At 58.7% G+C, this 21,275-nt stretch carries 18 protein-coding genes; 7 read left to right on the top strand and 11 right to left on the bottom strand.

Annotation, left to right across the window (positions count from 1 at the left end):
• Positions 1-71 precede the first annotated feature (71 nt).
• A complete protein-coding gene (locus tag H7698_RS19415; RefSeq protein WP_194692497.1) occupies positions 72-1,520 on the top strand; it encodes a mechanosensitive ion channel domain-containing protein in 1,449 nt (482 codons plus the stop codon).
• Positions 1,521-1,783: 263 nt separating this feature from the next.
• Positions 1,784-2,224 (top strand): carboxymuconolactone decarboxylase family protein, encoded by a 441-nt coding sequence (locus H7698_RS19410; protein ID WP_194692496.1) that lies wholly within the window; start codon positions 1,784-1,786, stop codon positions 2,222-2,224.
• On the opposite strand, the gene H7698_RS19405 is transcribed toward H7698_RS19410, so the two are convergent.
• From H7698_RS19405 to H7698_RS19390, 4 genes are all read right to left on the bottom strand, one after another.
• The gene (locus H7698_RS19405) at positions 2,225-3,817 is read right to left on the bottom strand and encodes a DHA2 family efflux MFS transporter permease subunit (protein WP_194692495.1); all 1,593 of its coding nucleotides are present in this window, start codon (positions 3,815-3,817) and stop codon (positions 2,225-2,227) included.
• Positions 3,814-4,932: an HlyD family secretion protein gene (locus H7698_RS19400; RefSeq protein WP_194692494.1), complete on the bottom strand. Its 1,119-nt coding sequence runs from the start codon at positions 4,930-4,932 to the stop codon at positions 3,814-3,816. The genes H7698_RS19405 and H7698_RS19400 overlap by 4 nt, the downstream gene beginning before the upstream one ends.
• Before the next feature lie 1,002 nt (positions 4,933-5,934).
• The gene (locus tag H7698_RS19395; RefSeq protein ID WP_194692493.1) at positions 5,935-6,813 is read right to left on the bottom strand and encodes a queuosine precursor transporter; all 879 of its coding nucleotides are present in this window, start codon (positions 6,811-6,813) and stop codon (positions 5,935-5,937) included.
• Positions 6,803-7,399, bottom strand: coding sequence for a helix-turn-helix transcriptional regulator (locus H7698_RS19390; RefSeq protein ID WP_194692492.1), 597 nt, complete (start codon positions 7,397-7,399; stop codon positions 6,803-6,805). The genes H7698_RS19395 and H7698_RS19390 overlap by 11 nt, the downstream gene beginning before the upstream one ends.
• A gap of 439 nt (positions 7,400-7,838) precedes the next feature.
• On the opposite strand from H7698_RS19390, the gene H7698_RS19385 reads away from it, so the two are divergent.
• A complete protein-coding gene (locus H7698_RS19385; protein WP_194692491.1) occupies positions 7,839-8,216 on the top strand; it encodes a DUF6124 family protein in 378 nt (125 codons plus the stop codon).
• A gap of 38 nt (positions 8,217-8,254) precedes the next feature.
• Positions 8,255-8,503, top strand: coding sequence for a hypothetical protein (locus H7698_RS19380; RefSeq protein WP_194692490.1), 249 nt, complete (start codon positions 8,255-8,257; stop codon positions 8,501-8,503).
• 269 nt (positions 8,504-8,772) lie between these two features.
• On the opposite strand, the gene H7698_RS19375 is transcribed toward H7698_RS19380, so the two are convergent.
• Together H7698_RS19375 and H7698_RS19370 are read right to left on the bottom strand one after the other, a co-directional pair.
• A complete protein-coding gene (locus H7698_RS19375; protein WP_194692489.1) occupies positions 8,773-9,954 on the bottom strand; it encodes an acetyl-CoA C-acyltransferase family protein in 1,182 nt (393 codons plus the stop codon).
• Positions 9,951-10,733 (bottom strand): enoyl-CoA hydratase, encoded by a 783-nt coding sequence (locus tag H7698_RS19370; protein ID WP_162440393.1) that lies wholly within the window; start codon positions 10,731-10,733, stop codon positions 9,951-9,953. Before H7698_RS19370 ends, H7698_RS19375 begins: the two co-directional genes overlap by 4 nt.
• Before the next feature lie 218 nt (positions 10,734-10,951).
• On the opposite strand from H7698_RS19370, the gene H7698_RS19365 reads away from it, so the two are divergent.
• From H7698_RS19365 to H7698_RS19355, 3 genes are read left to right on the top strand one after another with little or no spacing between them, the layout of a single operon-like run.
• The gene (locus tag H7698_RS19365) at positions 10,952-12,055 is read left to right on the top strand and encodes a polyamine ABC transporter substrate-binding protein (RefSeq protein ID WP_162440392.1); all 1,104 of its coding nucleotides are present in this window, start codon (positions 10,952-10,954) and stop codon (positions 12,053-12,055) included.
• A 30-nt stretch (positions 12,056-12,085) separates the two neighbouring features.
• Positions 12,086-13,504, top strand: a complete 1,419-nt coding sequence (locus H7698_RS19360) for an aminotransferase (protein ID WP_162440391.1) — start codon at positions 12,086-12,088, stop codon at positions 13,502-13,504.
• Positions 13,501-14,409, top strand: coding sequence for a helix-turn-helix transcriptional regulator (locus tag H7698_RS19355; RefSeq protein WP_194692488.1), 909 nt, complete (start codon positions 13,501-13,503; stop codon positions 14,407-14,409). The genes H7698_RS19360 and H7698_RS19355 overlap by 4 nt, the downstream gene beginning before the upstream one ends.
• Before the next feature lie 158 nt (positions 14,410-14,567).
• Here the strand turns inward: H7698_RS19355 and paaZ are convergent, their stop codons facing one another.
• The 5 genes from paaZ to paaE all read right to left on the bottom strand — a co-directional run bounded on the left by paaZ (position 14,568) and on the right by paaE (position 21,267).
• Positions 14,568-16,637: a phenylacetic acid degradation bifunctional protein PaaZ gene (gene paaZ / locus H7698_RS19350; RefSeq protein WP_194692487.1), complete on the bottom strand. Its 2,070-nt coding sequence runs from the start codon at positions 16,635-16,637 to the stop codon at positions 14,568-14,570.
• Positions 16,638-16,698: 61 nt separating this feature from the next.
• Positions 16,699-17,952 carry an OprD family porin gene (locus tag H7698_RS19345; RefSeq protein WP_194692486.1) on the bottom strand — a complete coding sequence of 418 codons (1,254 nt, stop codon included), beginning with the start codon at positions 17,950-17,952 and terminating at the stop codon, positions 16,699-16,701.
• 31 nt (positions 17,953-17,983) lie between these two features.
• A complete protein-coding gene (locus H7698_RS19340; RefSeq protein WP_162440987.1) occupies positions 17,984-19,630 on the bottom strand; it encodes a cation acetate symporter in 1,647 nt (548 codons plus the stop codon).
• The gene (locus tag H7698_RS19335) at positions 19,627-19,935 is read right to left on the bottom strand and encodes a DUF485 domain-containing protein (protein WP_162440988.1); all 309 of its coding nucleotides are present in this window, start codon (positions 19,933-19,935) and stop codon (positions 19,627-19,629) included. Before H7698_RS19335 ends, H7698_RS19340 begins: the two co-directional genes overlap by 4 nt.
• Before the next feature lie 255 nt (positions 19,936-20,190).
• Positions 20,191-21,267, bottom strand: a complete 1,077-nt coding sequence (gene paaE, locus H7698_RS19330; protein WP_194692485.1) for a 1,2-phenylacetyl-CoA epoxidase subunit PaaE — start codon at positions 21,265-21,267, stop codon at positions 20,191-20,193.
• Positions 21,268-21,275 lie beyond the last annotated feature (8 nt).

Below are 21,275 nucleotides of genomic sequence, written 5' to 3'. Positions count from 1 at the left end.
GGTTTTGTGTTGTTCTGACATTCCCAATTGCTCCTACACTGTGCCCATCCGTACATTGCTGGAGCCGCTAGATGCCGTCATTGCTCGCCGATCATCCGTTGCTCTGCGCGCTGGTCCTGATCCTCATCGATCTGGGGCTTTGGCGCTTGATCAGTGCCAACGGCAGTAACTGGAAGCTGGTGGTGCGACTGGTGATTTTTTCGCTGTTCAGCTTTCTGCTGTTCAACGAGGGATTGAACCCGCTGGAACCGGCGCCGTGGGCCGACGATGTGCCGCTGCACCTGGCCGCGACCGGTTTGCAAATCGGCTGGTGGCTGTTCGGCGCGCGGACCCTGACGGTGCTGATTGGCGCGGTGATGATGCAGCGGGTCGGGCATACCGGACGGTTGCTGCAAGACCTGTTGGGCGCAGTCATCTTCCTCATCGCCATTATTGCCGCCCTGGCTTACGTGCTCGACCTGCCGGTCAAGGGCGTGCTGGCGACCTCCGGCGCGCTGGCGATCATCGTCGGCCTGGCGCTGCAAAGCACCTTGAGCGATGTGTTCTCCGGGATCGTCCTGAATACGACCAAACCCTATCAACTGGATGACTGGATCTCCATCGACGGCACCGAAGGTCGGGTCACCGACATCGACTGGCGCGCCACGCGCCTGCAAACGGCCCAGGGCAGCATGGCGGTGATTCCCAACTCGCTGGCGGCTAAAGCCAAGATCATCAACTTCAGCCGACCGAGCGACATTTTCGGCGTCTCCATCAGCCTGCAACTGAGCCCCCACGCGCGGCCGCAAACAGTGATCGATGCACTGGAGAGGGCGATGCAGGGTTGCCGCTATCTGTTGATCAAACCGGCGCCCTGTGTGGCCTTGAAAGGCTCCAGCGCCACCGGCGTGGAGTACGAAATCAGCGGGTTCGTAGCGTCGATGGATCAGAAACGCATGGTGCGCAATCAGTTGTTTGACCTGGCGTTCCGGCACTTGCAGGCGTGCGGTGTGAGTCTGTTGTCGAACGTCGAATCCAATGCGCCCGCCGGCCTGTCACGGCCACTGGCGCTGCTGGACAGCTCGACCATCTTCTCCACCCTGCGCCAGGAAGAGAAAGAGACGTTCAGCCAGCACATGACCCTGCAAAGCTTCCGCGCCGGTGAAATGATCCTGCCTGCGGGGGAGGTCAGCGATCATTTGTTCATCATTGAGTCCGGTGTGGTGTCGGTGGAATTGAGTCGCGGCGGTGTCAAGTTCGAGTCCGGGCGCATGGGGCCGGGCGAGGTGATCGGCGAGGGCGGGATCCTGTCGGATACGGCGTTGCCGGCGGACTTCAGCGCCAAGACTTCCTGCAGTTTGTACCGGATCGAAAAGGACTACCTGAAACCTTGCCTGGACGCACGGCATGACATCGGCGAAGCGATGAAGACATTGCTGGATTTCCGTTTGAACAAAGCACAAACCCTGACCCAGGAAGCGCCGAAGGTGGTGCCAAAGAAAGGGTTTTTGCAATGGTTGCGGGGGCGTGGCCAGGGGTAGGGAGATTGCGTTGGCTTTGCCGGCCCCATCGCGAGCAGGCTCACTCCCACCTTTCTAACCGCATTCCCATAAGAGTACTCGGTCAACTGTAGGAGTGAGCCTGCTCGCGATGAGGCCAGCAAAGTCACCTCAGCCCTTGAATTGAGAATGCTGAGTTGCTATCCCCACCCAGTGGCCTACCCAACTTCTGAAATATTGGCTATTTGTCAGCGCCACCGACGGGATTATTTTAGCTCCACACCCACTTGCACCCGGAGCCTGACATGAAACCTCGCATCGACTTCTACACCGCTTCCCCTGACGCGCTCAAAGCCATGATCGCGCTGGAAACCGCCGTCTCCAAACTGCCGCTGGAAAAAAACCTGATCGAACTGGTCAAGCTGCGCACTTCACAAATCAACGGCTGCGCCTTCTGCCTTGATATGCACAGCGCCGATGCCCGCAAGGGCGGTGAGGCCGAGCGTCGTCTATACACCTTGTCGGCCTGGCGCGAAACGCCGTTCTTTACCTCCCGTGAACGCGCGGCCCTGGCCTGGACCGAGTCCCTGACCCTGCTGAGCCAGACTCACGCGCCGGATGAGGATTACGAACAACTGGCGGCCGAATTCAGCCCCAAGGAAATGGTCGACCTGACCGTGGCGATCACCACCATCAACAGCTGGAATCGCCTGGCGGTCGGCTTCCGCAAAATGCCTCAAGACTGATCAGTGAGCATCCGCTGACGGCGCGGCCGGTGGTTGCACCTTGCGCATCAAGGGCACCATCGCCGTGGCAATGATGAAGCAGACCATGATCATCAGAAACGCATCGCCATAGGTTTGCGTCTGCGCTTCGCGATAGGTCAGCAGCCACAGCTGGTGCAGGCCGGCCGTCACACGGGTGTCGCCGCTCTGGCCCAGGGTGGCGAAGTTGTTGCCGACCTGGGACAGCCACTGATTTAGCGCTTCGTTGGTGCTGTTGAGATTTTCCGCCAACCGCGTGAAGTGAAGGTTGGTGCGATCGTTGAGGATGGTCGCGCAAGCGGCAATACCAATGGCGCCACCCAGATTTCGCATCAGATTGAACAAGCCGGATGCATGTTTGAGCCGCGCCGGTGCCAGTCCACCGAGGGTCAGCGTGACGGCCGGCGGTACGGCCAGTTGCTGGGCGATCCCGCGCAGAGCTTGCGGCAACATCAATTCCTTGCCTCCCCAGTCATGGGTGATCGGGCTGAAATCCCACATCGACAACGCGAACAGCCCGAGGCCGGTCATCATGATCCAGCGCAAGTCGACGCGGTTGGCCAGAAAGGCGTACAGCGGAATCGCCATGATCTGGAACACCCCGGTGGAGAAAACCGCCAGACCAATGTCCAGCGCACCGTAACCACGCACTCGGCCGAGGAACAGCGGTGTCAGGTAGATGGTGGCGAACAGGCCGATGCCGGTAACGAACGAAAAGAAGCAACCGAGGGCAAAGTTGCGGTCCTTGAGTGCACGCAGATCGACGATAGGATTAGCCACGTGCAAGGTGCGGCCGATGAACGCCAGGCCGGCCAGGCCGCTGATCCAGGCCGTGGTGAGGATGGTGCTGTCGCTGAACCAGTTCCAGCGCGGACCTTCTTCAAGGGTGTATTCCAGGCAGCCGAGAAACAGCGCCAGGAACACCATGCTCAGGTAGTCGGCGCCCTTGAGCAGCGACAGTTCCGGCTGGTCGATCTTCACCAGCATCGGCACGGCCACGGCGACGAAAATGCCCGGCACCAGGTTGATATAGAACAGCCAGTGCCAGGATGAAATGTCAGTGATAAATCCACCGATCACGGGGCCGAGGGTGGGTGCCAGTGAAGCCACCGCACCAATCGTTGCCGCCGCGATCACCCGTTGTTTGCCGGTGAAGAAAAAGAACGCGGTGGTGAACACCAAAGGGATCATCGAGCCGCCGAGAAACCCTTGCAGGGCACGGAACGCGATCATGCTCTGGATATTCCACGCCGCGCCGCACAGCAGACTGGCCAGGGTAAAACCCACCGCCGATGCGCAGAACAACCAGCGGGTCGAAAACACTCGGGATAGCCAGCCGGACAGCGGTATCACGATGATCTCGGCGATCAAATAGCTGGTCTGCACCCAGGCCGTTTCGTCGGTGCCGGCCGAGAGCCCGCCGCCAATGTCACGCAACGAAGCGGAGACGATCTGGATATCCAGCAGCGCAATGAACATGCCGATGCACATGCTGGCGAAGGCGAAGACCTTGGTCGCCGTGGCCATGTCGGCGGCATTGAACGGCTGCGCCGGGGCGGCGAGGGCGCGGCTCATGGTGCGCTGGCTACGACTGGGGTTTTGGTCTCCTCGCGAGTGTCCACTTCTGCCGTGACCGACAGGCCGGGACGCAGGTGACCCAGTACGCCATCCGCGGGATCCAGCAGGATGCGCACAGGCACCCGTTGCACGATCTTGGTGAAGTTACCGGTGGCGTTTTCTGGTGGCAGCACGCTGAACTGCGAACCACTGGCCGGTGCCAGGCTGTCCAGATGCCCATGGAATTCGCGCCCCGAGAGCACGTCCGCATGGATGATCACGCGCTGACCCGACGTCATGTGCGCGAGCTGGTCTTCTTTGAAATTGGCATCTACCCACAGCCCGCTCGACGGCACCACCGACAACAGTTGCGAACCGGCCTGAGCGTAAGCGCCAACCCGCGCCCGACGATTGCCGACAACGCCGTCCACCGGCGCTTTCAACTCGGTGTAGCCCACGTTTAATTGCGCGAGATCACGCTCGGCACGGGCCTGCATCAAGGCAGCACGGGCTTGCTGTTTCTGGGTTTCGATCACGTTCAACTGACGTTGTGCGGCCAGCAGTTCCGCCTGAGCCCGGGCACTGAGTGCTTGCGCGGTTTTGAACGTGGCGTCCACGCGTTGGGCGCTTTCTACCGAGACCGCGTTGCTGCCGACCAGCCGTTTGTAGCGCACGTTGTCATCCCTTGAGCGGGAGGCTTCGGCGTTGGCGGCGTCGATACCGGCGCGGGCCTGGCCGATGACCGCGTGTTGCAGTTGTTCGGTGGCATCGAGGTTGGCGAGCAGCGCTTCTTCGGCGGCGACCGCGCCTTCGGCTTTGGCCAGGTTGGCGCGGTAATCGCGGGAGTCGAGGCGGATCAGCACGTCGCCGGCCTTGACCTTCTGGTTGTCGGTGACCAGCACGTCGTCGATATAGCCCGCGACTTTCGGCCCGATCACCGTTACGTCACCGCCGATGTAGGCGTCGTCGGTGGTTTCGATAAAGCGGCCGGCAGTCCACCAGTGGGTTGCATAGAGGCCGGCGAATATCAGCGCGGCGATGAGGGCGATCAGCAGGAGCAGGCGTTTGAGCAGGGGAGGCCTGGATTTCACCGGGACGGCGAGCTCGGGTTCAAGGCTGGGCATGCTGGTCATGGTGGGTTTACCTGTGGAGGGCGGTATTTATTACGGATGTAATATGACGTATGTAATATTTTGTGGCAATTGGTTTTTGATGCCGGTCGTCAGGTGGGGTTGGGAGGCGTGCATTGCGCTGTAAGTGAAGAGCGAAGCGTGTTCGCGATGGCGGTCTCATAACCGATGAATTGCTCGGAATTACCAGGATCAAATTGTGGGAGCTGGCTTGCCAGCGATGTCGCCCTGACAGCCAAATAAGTATTCCCTGATGTACCCGGATCAAACTGTAGGAGCGAGCCTGCTCGCGATAGCGGCCTCATAGCCGATCTATATCTTCCTGATGCACCCGAATCGAACTGTGGGAGCTGGCCTGCCGGCGATGGCGGTTTGACAGCCTATGAGTATTTCCCTGATGCACCCGGTTCAAACTGTAGGAGCGAGCCTGCTCGCGATAGCGGTCTGATCGGCGGGGAGTATCTTGCTGATGTACATATCCATTCCTGTGGTTACGGCTTCTATTGGTTTCGCCCTTACGGCGAGTCACTTTGAAAAGCGCAAAGTAACCAAACGCTCTTGCCCCTTTCGTCCGGTGCCTCGCCCAGGCTCGGCATACCCTCGCTCCGGTCCTGCTCCGTGGGCCCGCCGCGATCGGCCATCCTTGGCCGTGCGCGGCTAACCCGGCATCCATGCCGGGTTGCCCACTGCGCAGCACCTGCGCTCGGCCTGCCGATGGGGCAAGAAGATCAAAATCAAAAGCAGATCAAAAGCCAAAGCGAGGCGGCCTGGCAGCCGACCTGACGCTTGAGACCTTCGCGTTCTCTGTGGGAGCTGAGCTTGCTCGCGATGACGGCGTCACAGCCGACCAATATCTTCCTGATGCACCCTGATCAAATGTGGGAACTGGCTTGCCGGCGATAGCGCCCCGAAAGCCAACCCCTACATTTCTGATGTACCCGGATCAAATCCGATGGCTGCCATAGAATGCTGGGGAGATATCTATCAAAGCGAAATCCCCAATTACTACGCGGTTTGGCTTCCTGCTATGTATTTTTTGAATAACGACCTAGCCCCATAGGCAGGCAGGATATTGAAAACAGCAAAGCACATTTTTATCGCTATTTGAACGTAAACAATATGGAGAATGTCGCTGTTTTGCATTGTTCCATAAAAGGCAATGAAGCAAAACAGAAAGCTGTCTATGATCACTGCGAAGAAAGTGCTGAAGAAAACGCGTAAAAATAGAAATCTGGAGTATGTTAGTTCTTTTATTTTGCACAGCAAATACGAGTTTGCGTATTCGGAAAAAAGAAACGAAATGCAGGATGCCACTAATACAGATGAAACATGCGTCATTACTTCTGTGTAAGGTGCATCGAGTTTCCAGCCTTCCAAGCCTGGGAGGTAGCTGGTGGAACTAAGCAAAATTATAATAAAAGCATTGCTTGCGAAGGCGAATAATATAGCCCGTCTAGCGAGTTTAAGGCCGTAAGATTCGTTCAGTATATCTACTATCAGGAAAGTCAGCGGGTAAAGAAAAACACCGGGAGTCACAACAATATCAAATAGTTCTATGTATACGAGCTTCGTCGCGGCGACGTTTGTAAAAATATAAAGTGCAAAAAGAAGCAGGTTGAGGGCGACGTAAGTTAACCATGATCGCTCATGACGGTCATTCATCTCGTAGGTAGTGGGCGCGGATCCACCGGAATAGTGTTTCCGGTATATGTCTTTAATTTCCGACTTGCTCAGGTCGTCGATTATTTCGTTTTTTAGAATCTCGCTTATCTTTATTTTTACTATTTTTCCGGTAGAGATCACCATAATAACAACGAGATTATGTTTTTTCTCAAATCCTAGTAGTTTGTATTTGCTGTTGTCTGGTGTTTTGTTATTTTCCATAGAATCTTTCCTCGATCACAACTCCAATTATTTGTGTGGTGTCGTTGCCAGGGTCGTTACTGGTGATCGCAAATCTCTCTGTTATCAGGTCGTACACCAATTTGTCGCCATCGCCATTCGATAATCCTTTTTTCACTATTAGAAGGTCGCCTGCCTCATTTATCCCGTTAATATCATTTTCAAGAAGCACTCCGATCAGATTGCAAGCCGTTCCGAAGTAATACGTCAGCGGGTGAGTGGCTGCCAACTCACCAATTCTTTTGTCAAGGCTCTGAATAAGAACGCTTTCTCGAATTATCGGCACCGCTGCTGGATTCATGTTTCCGTTTGGCGAGGCACAGCTTTCTATGATTTCCCTCTCTTCAAAATTAACCGCTTCTATCTCTTTGTAAGAAACACCAAAAAAATCGGATATTTTTCGAATGGTCGACTGTTGTACGTTTACGACCCTTCCTTCCAAGATGTTATAGATAGTTGTTCTGGTCAATCCACTGGCGTTGCACAATGAAAGTCGAGTCTCCCCGCGACTCTTTATCAAATACTTGATGTTGTTTTTTAGTTTTTCTGTCTTGTCTTTTTTATGCATTTTATATCTGCCGCTGTTTTGTTGTTGCAATAAGCCCTGCGTACGCAGGCAGTCACCTTTGTTGGCGGCATCCTACACATTTGATACAGGAACGGAAAAACTAATTTTTCAAGGATGTCATGCAACCCTGAAATTCTCTCGATAGCGCGAGAGTGTAATTCTTTCGCCTGTAAGACGTTGCCTACTTGATTTAAAGAAATGTCTTACAGTAACAATGAAGTGCGTGGCTATTGAGCAAAAACAAAATTTTTGCAATCAGAGGTGGATGGTCTAATGATTGCTTAGGCGAGAATCATTTAATTACACAGATGTTCATTTAATTGATTAATAAAAACGAATTTTCTGGTAATAAATCTACCGGTCCGCCATATGCGCACATCAACTCATTTTGGTTGATGGCAACAAACTGGCGTCTCTCAGTATTGCAAGGAGCTCCGAAATGAAAAAAACCACCCCCACCACAACCCCAGCGTCAGACATTCAATCCGCCCCCGTTTCACCCACCCGCCCCAAACCCTCAGAACGTCGCATCAGCATTCCCCTACGCCATCAAGTCACTCCCGAAACCTCCAACTGTTTCTTCGCGGTGGTGCCCGATGTCGACATCGAAGCCATGCTGTGTCACGCCTCTGAAACCTTGTCCTCTCTCAGCGTGATGTCCGCCGACCTGGCCCGTGAACTGGAAGGCCCGCGCCGTCAGGTGATTTTGGCCATCCAACAACTGGCTGCGCTGAGCGAACTGCTGGTCAATCGTGCGCTGGACAACCTGGAACTACCCCGGGATTCGGCAGACGCGTCGTCCAATCGTCAACGCTAAAAGCGGTGTGCTCTTTTAACCAATGGAGGTTCTACGTCATGGATCGATACATGCCCGTCACCGGCATTGACTGCAGCGTTCCATCTTTGCTGATCGACACTGAGGCACCACTTGAGGTGTTGCACGAAACGGCGGCTTATCGCATTCGTACGGCCACGCAGCTTCTTGAGAGTTTTGCCTTCGGCGAGGGTGTTCACAGTGAGCTGGCGCGGGTGTTAGTGACTTCGCTTCGCGATGGTTGTGATTTGATGGATGTCGTCGGGCGACGATTGCAGGGGCGGGTTTGATCTTGGAAAGAAAAGTGGCTTTCAGGGAAATTTGAGGCAGTCAGGCCATCAAACAATCTGTAGCAGCTGACGAAACTTGTGGTGAGGGGATTTATCCCCGTTCGGCTGCGTAGCAGTCGTAAAGATTTCGGGGTCGCTGCGCAACCCAGCGGGGATAAATCCCCTCACCACAAGTTTCGCCAGCTGTGACAGGTAATCGGCGGCATATATAACGGTGCCAGGCACGGAATCAATCGGGTGGTTACCTTGATCCCGTGCCCGGCCAACCATCAAACCCGCTCAAAAATCGCCGCAATCCCCTGACCGCCACCAATGCACATCGTCACCAACGCATACCGCCCGTTGGTACGGTGCAGTTCATGAATCGCCTTGGTTGCAATGATCGCCCCGGTCGCGCCCACCGGGTGACCCAGGGCAATGCCCGAGCCGTTCGGGTTGACCTTGGCCGGGTCCAGGTCCAGCTCCTGGCTCACTGCGCACGCTTGGGCCGCAAAGGCGATGTTGGCTTCAACGACATCCATATCCTGCACGGTCAGTCCGGCGCGTTTGAGGGCCAGGCGTGTGGCGGGGATGGGGCCCAGGCCCATCAGTTCTGGCTCTACACCGGCGTGGGCATAGCTGACCAGTCGGGCCAGGGGGCGCAAATTGCCGCGCTTGACCGCATCGCCCGTGGCCATGACCAGCGCCGCTGCACCGTCGTTCAGGCCTGAAGCATTGCCCGCCGTCACCGAGCCGTCTTTCTTGAACGCCGGCTTCATTTGCGCCAGCTGTTCCAGCGAAGTGGCGCGAGGGTGTTCATCGACGTTGAACAGCGTCGTTTCCTTGCGCGTCTGGATTTCCACGGCGGCGATTTGCTCGCTGAAGTACCCGTTGGCGATGGCAAACGCCGCGCGCTTCTGATCTTCAAAGGCGAGGGCGTCCTGCATTTCGCGGGTGATGCCGTTGCGTGCGGCCACGTTCTCGGCGGTGATGCCCATGTGAATGCCGTGGAACGGGTCATGCAGGATGCCCAGCATGTAGTCGATTGCCTGGACGTTGCCCATGCGCGAGCCCCAGCGGGCGGATGGCAGCAGGTACGGTCCGCGGCTCATGGACTCGGCGCCGGCGCCAATGGCGATGTCGGCGTCGCCGAGCAACAGGGTCTGGGCCGCACTGATGATGGCTTGCAGGCCGGAACCGCACAGGCGGTTGACGTTGTAGGCCGGTGTCTCTTTCGGGATGCCGGCGTTCATCGCGGCAACCCGGGAAATGTAGGCGTCACGGGTCTCGGTGGGGATCACGCTGCCCATCACCAGGTGGCCGACTTGCGCCGGGTCCACGCCAGAGCGTTCCAGCGCCGCCTTGACCGCGGTGGTTGCCAGATCGGCCGGCGGGACGTCCTTGAGGGCGCCACCAAAGGTGCCGATGGCGGTACGAGCGGCGCTGACTACAAAAACTTCTGGGGTGTTCATGACGGTGTTCCTTTAGACGGGTTCTTTTCGGTACTGCGATTGAGGAGGGCGTTCAGCGCCGTTTGCGCTTCCTGAGTGTTCAGGCGCTCGATGAACATCAGGTTTTCCTGGCGAATCGTGGCTTGCAGTTCGGCCATCGACGCTTGCTTGAGCAATTGCCGGGTCTGGCGCAAGGCACCTTGTGGCAAGGCGAGCAGGCGCTGGGCCATTTGCTGTGCGGCAGCGAGGCACTGCGGGCCATCGTCGAACAGTTCGTTGGCCAGGCCCCACGCGACGGCACTGGCACCGTCGAGGGTTTCTCCCAGCAGGAGCAAGCGCGCAGCGCGGGCATGGCCGAGTTGACGTGGCAGCAGCAGGCTCGCACCGAACTCAGGGCACAGGCCCAGGTTGACGAACGGCACACGCAGCCGGGCATTGCGGCTGACCAGCACCTGATCGCAATGCAGCAGCAGGGTGGTGCCGATACCGATGGCCGCTCCGCACACCGCCGCGATCAATGGCGTTTGCAGGTGCGTGACAACTTTCATCAGGCGGAAAGCCGGGCTGTCGAGATGAGTCGGGGGATGCTGCAGGAAGTCCGCCAGGTCATTCCCGGCGGTAAAACACGTCGCACCACCGGTAAGAATGATGGCGCCGACACTCTCGTCTTCATCCGCGGCCAACAAGCAGTCGGCCAGTTGCGTGTACATCGCATTGTTCAGCGCGTTCAGCTTGTCGAGGCGGTCAAAAGTGAGCGTCAGTACGCCGGCACTGTGTTCCTGTTTGATCAGATCGTTCATGAGCGGCTCTGGTTGATCGGTGCATCGGTCACTCTAAGCGTGGGGCTGTGCCGGATCTATGACAAAACCGTTCAACGAATCTGCTTCTTTTTGCCATGTTGCATCGCCGCGATCCGGTTCACACACCCATTCGGGGTATGGTGCAGTGCGCTGAATCGCTCGATAGTGGACTCATCCGGTCATTCAGAACGGAACCTGCCTGGTAAGGTGAATTTGCTATGCGTAAGGCATTCAAGTTGATTTTCAGTGTGTTCCTCGTTCCTTTGTCACTCAGCGTCCACGGCGCCGACGTCAATGAAGCCAATACCCTGCGGCTGTACAACTGGGCGGATTACATTGGCGAGAAAACCATTTCGAATTTCGAAAAAGCCACCGGCATCCGAGTGATCTACGACACCTTCGATGCCTACGAAACGGTCCAGGCAAAGTTGCTCACCGGTCATTCCGGGTATGACCTGGTGGTGCTGAATGCGTCCCTCGCGCCCCCCTTGATCACGGCCAAGGTCTTCCAGCCGCTGGATAAAAACCTGCTGCCAAGTTGGGCCAATCTTGATCCGAAAGTCTTGCAGGACTTGCAGGGTTTCGATGCCGGCACGCAGTACTCCGCGCCTTATACCTGGGGCAGTAACGGCATCACTTACAACGTCGACAAGATCAAAGAACGCATGCCGGATGCGCCGATCGGTTCGCTGGCGATGATCTTCGATCCGAAGATCGTCTCGCGTTTCGCCGATTGCGGCGTGACCCTGGTCGATGCGCCCACCGAGGTCATTCCGCTGGCCCTGAAGTACCTGGGACGAGACCCGCGAAGCGCCGCGCCGGCAGACCTGAAAGCCGCGCAGGAGCTGCTGTTGTCCGTACGCCCCTACATCCGCAAGTTCGACTCGGTGAATTACCTGACCAGCCTGCCCAATGGCGATGTGTGCATGGCCATGACCTGGTCCGGCGACTACGCCACAGCCATGGCCCGCGCCGAAGAAGCCAAGCTCAACATCAAGCTGTCCTATTTCATTCCCAAGGAAGGTTCGCTGATCTGGTTCGACAACATGTACATCCCGGCGGATGCCCCGCATGTCGCCAACGCCCACAAGTTCCTCGACTACTTGATGCAGCCGCAAGTGATCGCCGACGTCACTGATTACATCCATTACGCCAACAGCAACGCGGCCGCCACGCCCCTGGTGAATGCCGAGGTGCGCAACAACCTGGCGATTTATCCCGATGACGCCACCCGTGAGCGCCTGTTTCCACAGAAGACCCAGGACGCCAAAGCCATGCGCGCCATGACGCGGGTCTGGAGCACGGTAAAAAGCGGGATCTGATCGTTCAATTATTCAGCTTGAGGTTTTCGTATGGCCACTCCAACCCAGCACATTTTGTCCGCCGCCGAAGAGGCCCGCCTGGTCAAGGCAGACAAGGCTCATTACATGCACGGCTATCACATGTTCGACGAGCACGCCGAGCAGGGGTCGCTGAACATTGTTTCCGGCGACGGCGCCTACATTTTCGACACCCAGGGCAATCGTTTTCTCGACGCCGTAGGCGGTATGTGGTGCACCAATATCGGTTTGGGGCGTGAAGAAATGGCCCTGGCCATTGCCGATCAGGTCCGCCAGCTCGCCTATTCGAATCCGTTCTGCGACATGTCCAACAGCGTGGCCATTCAACTTTGCGAAAAACTCGCCAGCCTGGCGCCCGGTGACCTCGATCACGTATTCCTGACCACCGGCGGCTCGACGGCGGTGGACACTGCCTACCGGCTGATTCAGTACTATCAGAACTGCCGCGGCAAGCCGGAAAAGAAGCACATCATTGCCCGTTACAACGCCTATCACGGCTCGACAACGCTGACGATGTCGATCGGCAACAAGGCCGCCGACCGTGTCCCGGAGTTCGACTACGCCCACGACCGTATCCACCATGTCTCCAACCCCAATCCATACCGCGCACCGGACGGCATGGACGAGGCGCAGTTCCTGGAGTTTCTGGTCAAGGAGTTCGAAGACAAGATCCTGGCCATTGGCGCGGACAAGGTCGCGGGTTTTTTTGCCGAGCCGATCATGGGGTCGGGCGGGGTGATCATTCCGCCCAAGGGCTACCTGAAACGCATGTGGGAAGTCTGCCAGCGCTACGACATCCTGTTCGTCGCCGATGAGGTGGTCACTTCCTTCGGGCGACTGGGCAAATTCTTTGCGTCCTACGACCTGTTCGATGTGCAGCCGGACATCATCACCACGGCCAAAGGCCTGACGTCCGCCTATCTGCCGCTGGGCGCCTGCATCTTTTCCGATCGCATCTGGAAGGTCATCGCCGAACCGGGCAAGGGCCGCTGCTTCAGCCACGGCTTCACCTACAGCGGGCACCCGGTGTGCTGCACGGCGGCGCTGAAAAACATCGAAATCATCGAGCGCGAACAGCTGCTGGAACACGTCGATGTGGTCGGCGCTTATCTGGAGGAACGCCTGGCGACACTCAGCGATTTGCCGTTGGTGGGCGATGTACGCTGCCAGAAATTCATGGCCTGCGTGGAATTTGTCGCCGACAAACGCACCAAGGCGTTGTTTGCCGACGAGATCAACATCGGCGAGCGGATTCACTCCCGGGCACAGGCCAAAGGGTTGCTGGTGCGGCCGATCATGCACCTCAACGTGATGTCGCCGCCGCTGATCCTGACGTGCGCCCAGGTCGATGAGATCGTCGAGACCCTGCGCGTGTGCATTCTTGAAGTGGCCGCCGAACTTCAGGAAAGCGGCCAGTACCAGGGCCAATGACTTCGTCAGCCAGGCTTTTACCGGGGGCCGGCTCACCCGCTAGACTGCGGGGTATGAGCAAACCAAACGACGATACGTTGATCGCCTTGCCCTTCGGGGCACTGCATAAATGGCACGGGCAAATGCGCGAGGCATTTGCCCGTGTCGATGAGCCCGACGCGCTGCACTACCTGGCGTCAGCGTTCGGGCACCTGGTCGGCATCGAATCGGTGATGATCAGCCTGGAACACAAGGACCGCCCACCCCAGTTGCTGTATCAACGCGGCATTGCCGAGCAGTATCAGGTGTCGATCATCGAGCGCTATTTTTCCGGGGGGTATCTGCTTGATCCGTTCTGCCTGGCGGTGGAACAGGATTTGGCCCAAGGCTTTTACCACCTGGAGGAAATCGCCCCGGACGACTTCTTCGACAGCGAGTACTACCGCACCTATTACTTGAAGGCGGGGTGTTCGGAGGACAGCTATTACATCGTCAACACGGGCAACGAGACGAAGATTTCGGTGAGCCTGTTTCAAGGTTTCAGCAATGAAAGCCTGCGGGTCGATCAACTGAACCTGCTGCGCGCCGTCGAACCCCTGGTAAGCGAATTCATCGGCGCATTCAGCCAGCGCGGCATGCAGCGCATTGCCGAGATTCAGTGCGTTCAAGCGGTGGGTGAAGGGGATGATCTCAAGCAACGGGTGCAGTGGGCTTTCGAGCATTTCGGCAGCGATTTGCTGACCGACCGCGAGCGGGAAGTCGCGCACATGGTGCTCAGGGGGCACTCGGTGAAATCCACCGCCAGCCAGTTGGGCATATCACCGGAAACCGTACGCATGCACCGCAAGAACCTGTACCTGAAGCTGGAGGTGGGTTCGCAGTCGGAGTTGTTTGCGTTGTTTATCGAGTGGTTGCGTAAGCATTGAGAAGGGTGGTCGAGCACAGCCCAATGTAGGAGTGAGCCTGCTCGCGATGGCGGTGTGTCAGCTACCTTGATGTCGACTGACACACCCTCGCGAGCAGGCTCACTCCCACATTTGATCTGCGGTTGACCACAACATCTATGGTCAACCAGAAGCGCTGATCAATCCTCGCGCTTAACCACCAACGTCAAAATGTCATAACTGGCCACCAGCTCACCCAACTGATTGGTCACCTCGACATCCCAGGCCACCACCCCTTGCGGGATACCCTGCGGGCTCTTCTTGCCCTGGTCGATCTTGCGTTTGCAGGTCAGGCGCGCCTGGATCGTGTCGCCGATCCCCACCGGGTTGATGAAGCGCAACGTGTCCAGCCCGTAGTTGGCCAGCACCGGTCCGACGCCAGGGGATACGAACAGGCCCGCTGCCGCCGACAGCACGAAGTAACCGTGGGCGATGCGTTTGCCGAATTGCGATTCTTTCGCCGCGATATCGTCGAAGTGCATGTAGAAGTGATCACCGGACAGGCAGCCGAAGTTCACCAGATCGGCTTCGGTCACGGTGCGACGATGGGTCAGCAGCGACTCGCCAATCTGCAGGTCCTGGAAGTGCCGACGGAACGGATGCACTTCGGTTTCGATGACCTTGGCGCCACGCACGTATTCACCGGTCACAGCCGCCAGCATGGTGGGCGAACCTTGCACGGCTGCACGTTGCAGGTAGTGCTTCACCGCGCGCAGACCACCCAGCTCTTCACCGCCACCGGCACGACCCGGACCGCCATGCTTGAGCTGTGGCAGCGGCGAGCCGTGGCCGGTGGATTCGGCGGCGGACTCGCGGTCGAGCACCAGCAAGCGACCGTGCCACGCCGCAGCGACGGGGATGGCCTTGGCGGCAATCTGTGGGTCCTTGGTGATCAAACTGGCCACCAGGCTGCCTTTGCCGCGAGCCGCCAGCACCAGCGCTTCATCCAGATCGTCATAGGCCATCAGCGTGCTGACGGGACCGAATGCTTCGATGTCGTGGGCGCCACCTTCGGCGTGCGGGTCGCGGGCCTGCAGCAATGTCGGCGCGAAGAATGCGCCTTGGTTGACGTTCTCACCCCGGGGTTCAAACCCGTCGCGGGCGCCGAACAGCATGTCGCTGCTTTGCAGCAGGCTTTCCAGGCGCTCAGCGACGTCTTTCTGTTGATCGTGGGAAGCCAGTGCACCCATGCGCACGCCTTCCACCGACGGGTCGCCGACCACGACTTTCTTCAGGCGATCGCGCAAACGGGTCGCGACCGCATCGATGTGTTTGGCCGGCACGATGGCGCGGCGAATGGCGGTGCATTTCTGCCCGGCCTTGGTGGTCATCTCCCGGGCGACTTCCTTGATGAACAGCTCGAACTCTTCGTCATCCGGGGTCACGTCCGGGGCGAGGATCGCGCAGTTCAGCGAGTCGGCTTCGGCGTTGAACGGTACCGAGTTGCGGATCAGGTTCGGGTTGACCCGCAGCTTGGCGGCAGTGTTGGCGGAACCGGTGAAGGTCACCACGTCCTGGCCTTGCAGGCGATCGAGCAAGTCCCCCGTGCCGCCGATGATCAGTTGCAGGCTGCCGGCCGGAAGCAGGCCGGATTCGTCCATCAGGCGCACCACGGCTTCGGTCAGGTAGCTGGTGGCGCTGGCCGGTTTGACGATGCACGGCATGCCGGCAAGGAAACTCGGGGCGAACTTTTCCAGCATGCCCCAGATCGGGAAGTTGAAGGCATTGATGTGCACCGCCAGGCCGCCACGGGGCACCAGAATGTGGGTGCCGGCGAAGGTGCCCAGTTTGCTCAGTTGCAGCGCCGGGCCTTCGTGGACGATGTTGCCCGAGGGCAATTCCCGGGAGCCAAGGCTGGCGTAGGTGAACAGCGTGCTGTTGCCGCCTTCGATATCGATCCAGCTGTCAGCGCGGGTAGCACCGCTGTGATGGGAGATCGCGTAGAGCTGTTCCTTGCGCTCGCTCAGGTACAAGGCCAGTGCCTTGAGACGCTGGGCCCGCTGTTGGAAATCCAGCGCCATCAGACCGCTGACGCCCTGGCGACGGCCGTGCTCGATGGCTTCGGCGAAGTCCGGACGCTCTTCGTGGGTGCGTGCGATTTCGTGGCCATCGATGGCACTGCGCAGCACCTGGGCACCGTGTTGGCCGATCCAGCGACCGGCGATGAAACTTTGCAGGGTAGGGGCGTGCGGTGTAGGTGAAGAGGACATCACGATTGCTCCAGATGATGATTAAAAGGTCTGGCGCAGCCGCAGCCGCGCCTTTCAGGGATTACCAGAGCGCCACGGTGTAACCGACGATCAGCCGGTTCTCATCGAGGGCGGTGGTCAAGCCATTGCCGGAACGGAAGGTCACGTTGCGCCAGCGCAGGCTGACGTCCTTGAACATGCCGCTCTGGATGACGTAACTGATGTCGGTGTCGCGCTCCCATTCGCGGCCGTTGTCGACGGTGCCTGCCTTGACGTTGCGACCATCGGTGTAGCGGGTCATGAAGGTCAGGCCGGGGATGCCCTGGGCGGCGAAGTCATAGTCGTAACGCAGCTGCCAGGAGTCTTCGTCGGCGCGGGTGTAGGTGTTGTAGGTCACCAGGTTGACCACGTACGGGTCGCCGCCGTTGAGGAACGGGAACGCACTGTCGCCGGACAACTGCTGGTAGGTCGCACTGACTTTGTGGGCACCGTGGGACACGGTGAACATGCTGTTGAAGTTGCGGTTATCGATGCGCCCGGCCCGCTCGGCACCGTCGCCGCGGCTGTCGAAATAGCGCACGTCGCTGCGCAGACTGAAACCGTTGCCCAGCGGCTGGGTGTGCACCAGTCCGACGAATTGCTGGCGATAGATCTGTTCGAGCTTGCCGTAGTAGTAACTCAGATTCAGTTGCGGGCTGAAGGCGTAAGTGCCGCCCGCGAAGTCGAAGTGATCGCTGCTGGCGGCGCCATAACCGATGTCATCGTTGCTGGAGGAATCGCGCAGGTTGGCCTTGGTCAGGCGCCCGGCATTCACCGTCAGGCCACTGATTTCCTGGCTGGTCAGCAAGCCGCCTTCAAAGGTCGAACCCAACAGGCGGGTGTCGTTGTAAGTCGCCACCGGCAGCAAGGGTTGCAGGGTGCCGAGCTTCAATACGCTCTTGGACACGCGCACTTTGCCGGTCAGGCCCAGCTCGCTGAACTCGTCCGCAGGTTCATGGCTGTTCGGGCCAAATGGCAGCAGGCCGGTGCCCCGTCGATCCGGGCTGGAGTCGAGTTTCAGCCCCAACTCCCCCAACGCATCGAGACCGAACCCCAAGGTCCCATCGGTGAACCCGGACTCGATGCGCGCAGTGAATCCCTGCGCCCATTCTTCAGCCTTGGATTGGGGCGCATTCTCCTGACGGAAATCGCGGTTGATGTAGTGGTTGCGCATCTCGATACGGGCCTTGCTGTCGCTGACGAAGTCGGCCATGGCGCTCGGTGCGACCATGGGCAGACTCAATGCAGCGGCTAACGAAAACAGTGATTCATAAGGAGCAGTACGTGCGGGCTTCATTGTTTTTATTCCCTGCCGTCAATCGTCGTTATTAGTGCTTGCTGGCGCCGGAGGCACCGATCCCGGTCATGGAGCGAATGAACTGCGCCAGGTAACGGCCGCGTTCAAGGGCTGCACGGGGTGAGGTGTCGGTGACGGAAAACAGCCAGGCGCTCAGGAAGGCCAGGCTCATGGAGAACAGGGCCGGGTTGGAGTACGGGAACAGGGCTTTTTCGTAGTGCAGGACGTTGACCCACACTGCCGGGCTCAGCACCAACAGGACAATGGCCGAGATCAGCCCTGCCAGGCTGCCGGTCACCGCGCCGCGAGTGGTCAGGCCTTTCCAGTACATCGAAAGGAACAGCACCGGGAAATTCACCGAGGCGGCAATGGCCAGCACCAGGCCGGACAGGAACGCGATGTTTTGCGACTCGAACAGCAGGCCAAGGATGATTGCCAGAACGCCGATGCACAGGGTGGCGATGCGCGAAACGCGGATTTCCTGCTGCTCGGTGGCCTGGCCCTTGCGGATCACGCAGGCATACAGGTCGTGGGACACCGCCGACGCGCCGGACAAGGCCAACCCGGCAACCACCGCCAGAATGGTGGCGAACGCGACCGCAGAAATGAAGCCCAGGAACAGGTTGCCGCCGACGGCTTGCGCCAGGTGCACGGCGATCATGTTGCCGCCGCCGATGATCGCGCCGTTGGCATCACGGAACGTCGGATCGGTGCCGACCATGACGATCGCGCCGAAGCCGACGATGATCAGCAGCAGGTAGAAGTAGCCGATGAAACCGGTGGCATAGAACACGCTTTTGCGCGCTTCCTTGGCGTCGCTGACGGTAAAGAATCGCATCAGGATATGCGGCAGGCCGGCGGTGCCGAACATCATGCCCAACCCCAGCGAGATCGCATCGATCGGGTTCGACAGCAACCCGCCCGGCGCCATGATCGCGGTGCCTTTGGCGTGCACGGCAGTGGCGCTGGCGAACATCGCCTCGGTACTGAAACCGAAATGCTTGAGCACCATGAAGGCCATGAACGTGGTGCCGAACAACAGCATCACGGCCTTGATGATCTGTACCCAGGTGGTGGCGAGCATGCCGCCGAAGGTCACGTAGAACACCATCAATACACCGACCAGCATGACCGCGTAGAGGTAGTCGATGCCGAACAGCAGTTCGATCAACTTGCCGGCGCCGACCATCTGCGCCACCAGGTACATCAGGGCCACGGTGAGGGTGCCGAAAGCTGACGTCAGGCGCACCGGGGTTTGTTCCAGGCGATAGGAGACCACGTCGGCGAAGGTGTATTTGCCAAGGTTGCGCAGGCGTTCGGCGATCAGGAAAAGAATGATCGGCCAGCCCGCCAATACGCCGAGGGCGTAGAGCAAACCGTCGTAGCCGTTGAGAAACATCATGGCGGAAATGCCCAGGAAGGACGCTGCCGAGATCATGTCGCCGGCAATGGCCAATCCGTTCTGGAACCCGGTCATGCCACCGCCCGCGGTGTAGAAATCGCTGGCGGAACGGGTGCGCAACGCTGCCCAGCGCGTCACGCCGAGGGTGAACAGCACGAACACCAGGAACATGCCGATGGCGTTCCAGTTCAACGGGCGGGACGCGCCGTCAGCGGCAACCGCCAGGTCGGTGACCACTGCCAATGGCAGAAGGAACAAGGCCATAAGACGGCTCATTGCGCGCACTCCTGCTTGAGCTTTTCGTTGAGCGGGTCGATGACGTTGTTGGCGCGATAGACGTAGAAACCGGTCAGGGCGAACGCCATCAGAACGATGACCACGCCCACCAGCATGCCGACGGTGGTCACCCCGCCGCTCAGGGATTGGCCGAGGGTGGCGGGGGAGAAAGCCACCAACAGGACAAAGCCGAAATAAATCACCAGCATGATCAGCGACAGCGACCAATACAGGTTCTGTTTTCGTCGGACCAGCTGGATGAAGTCGGGGTGCTGGCGAATGAGTTCTACGTCTTGTGGAGTCATGGCGCGCTCTCTGTTGTTGTTTTTGTTGTGGGGTGAAACGTTTCTGTCTTTACGGGTGAAACGAACTCTGTATGTAGCAGCTGCCGAGCTTGCGAGGCTGCGTTCGGCTGCGCAGCAGTCGTGAATCAAGCGACGCGGTTTGTCTGGAAGACCGCACATTCAGGTTTTACGACTGCTACGCAGCCGAACGCAGCCTCGCAGGCTCGGCAGCTGCTACAGGTCCGAATGCAGCCGCTCCACGGCGTAGGGCTGAAATCAAAGCTGATCGAAATCCAGCACCACTTTGTCGCTGATCGGAAAGGCCTGGCACGACAGGACATAACCGGCCGCTACTTCGTAGTCTTCCAGGGCGTGGTTGCTGTCCATTTCCACCTCGCCTTCGATGACCTTGCACTTGCAGGTCGAGCACACGCCGGCCTTGCAGGAGTAGGGCAGTTCGGCACCTTGGGCGTTGCCGGCATCGAGAATGCTTTGGCTGTTGCGCGGGAGGTCGAAGGCCAGGGCGCGACCGTCGCTGATCACCGTGATCTGGCTGACTGCGGCGTCCACCTGATGCGATGCCTCCCGGGCTTCGCGTTTTTGCTGGCTGCCAGCGGCGGCGAACAATTCGAAGTGGATACGCTCCGGCGCCATGCCTTTGGCTTTGAGGTTGTCGCGTACGGTCTCGGTCATTTCCTGCGGACCGCAAATAAAGGCGGCATCCAGGGCTTTAACGTCGAGCCAGCGGGAGAACAGTTGCTCGCATTTCTCGGCGTTGATCCGGCCGTTGTACAGGTCGACATCCTGCTGCTCGCGGCTGAACACGAAGATCAGGTTCAAGCGTTGCAGGTAACGGTTTTTCAGGTCTTCGAGCTGTTCACGAAACAAGGCGCCGGAGCTGGAACGGTTGCCGTACAGCAAGGTCACTCGGCTGTGCGGTTCGGTCTGCAGGGTGGTCTTGATGATCGACAGAATCGGCGTGATGCCACTGCCGGCGGCGACAGCCAGGTAGTTGCCATGGCGCGTCGGGTCGAGTTCGACGTGGAAGTGTCCGGCCGGTGGCATCACTTCCAGGCAGTGCCCGGCTTTGAGGTGTTCGTTGGCAAATGCCGAGAAGCGCCCGCCGACCACACGCTTGATGGCAATGCGCAGTTCACCGTCATTGACACCCGTGCAGATCGAGTAGGAGCGGCGTACTTCTTCGCCATCCATCTGGGTGCGCATCACCAGGTGCTGGCCCTGGGTGAAATGAAAACTGTCCTGCAGGTGCTGCGGAATCTCGAAGGCGATGGACACCGCGTCACGGGTCTCGTTGCGCACGTCCTTGATGGTCAGACTGTGAAATTTACTCATTATTGTTC

The sequence above is a fragment of the Pseudomonas sp. p50(2008) genome (assembly GCF_015351605.1).
Classification (GTDB): Bacteria; Pseudomonadota; Gammaproteobacteria; order Pseudomonadales; family Pseudomonadaceae; genus Aquipseudomonas.
Note: the sequence above shows the minus strand (reverse complement) of the source record. Positions and strands in the feature narration are given on the sequence as shown.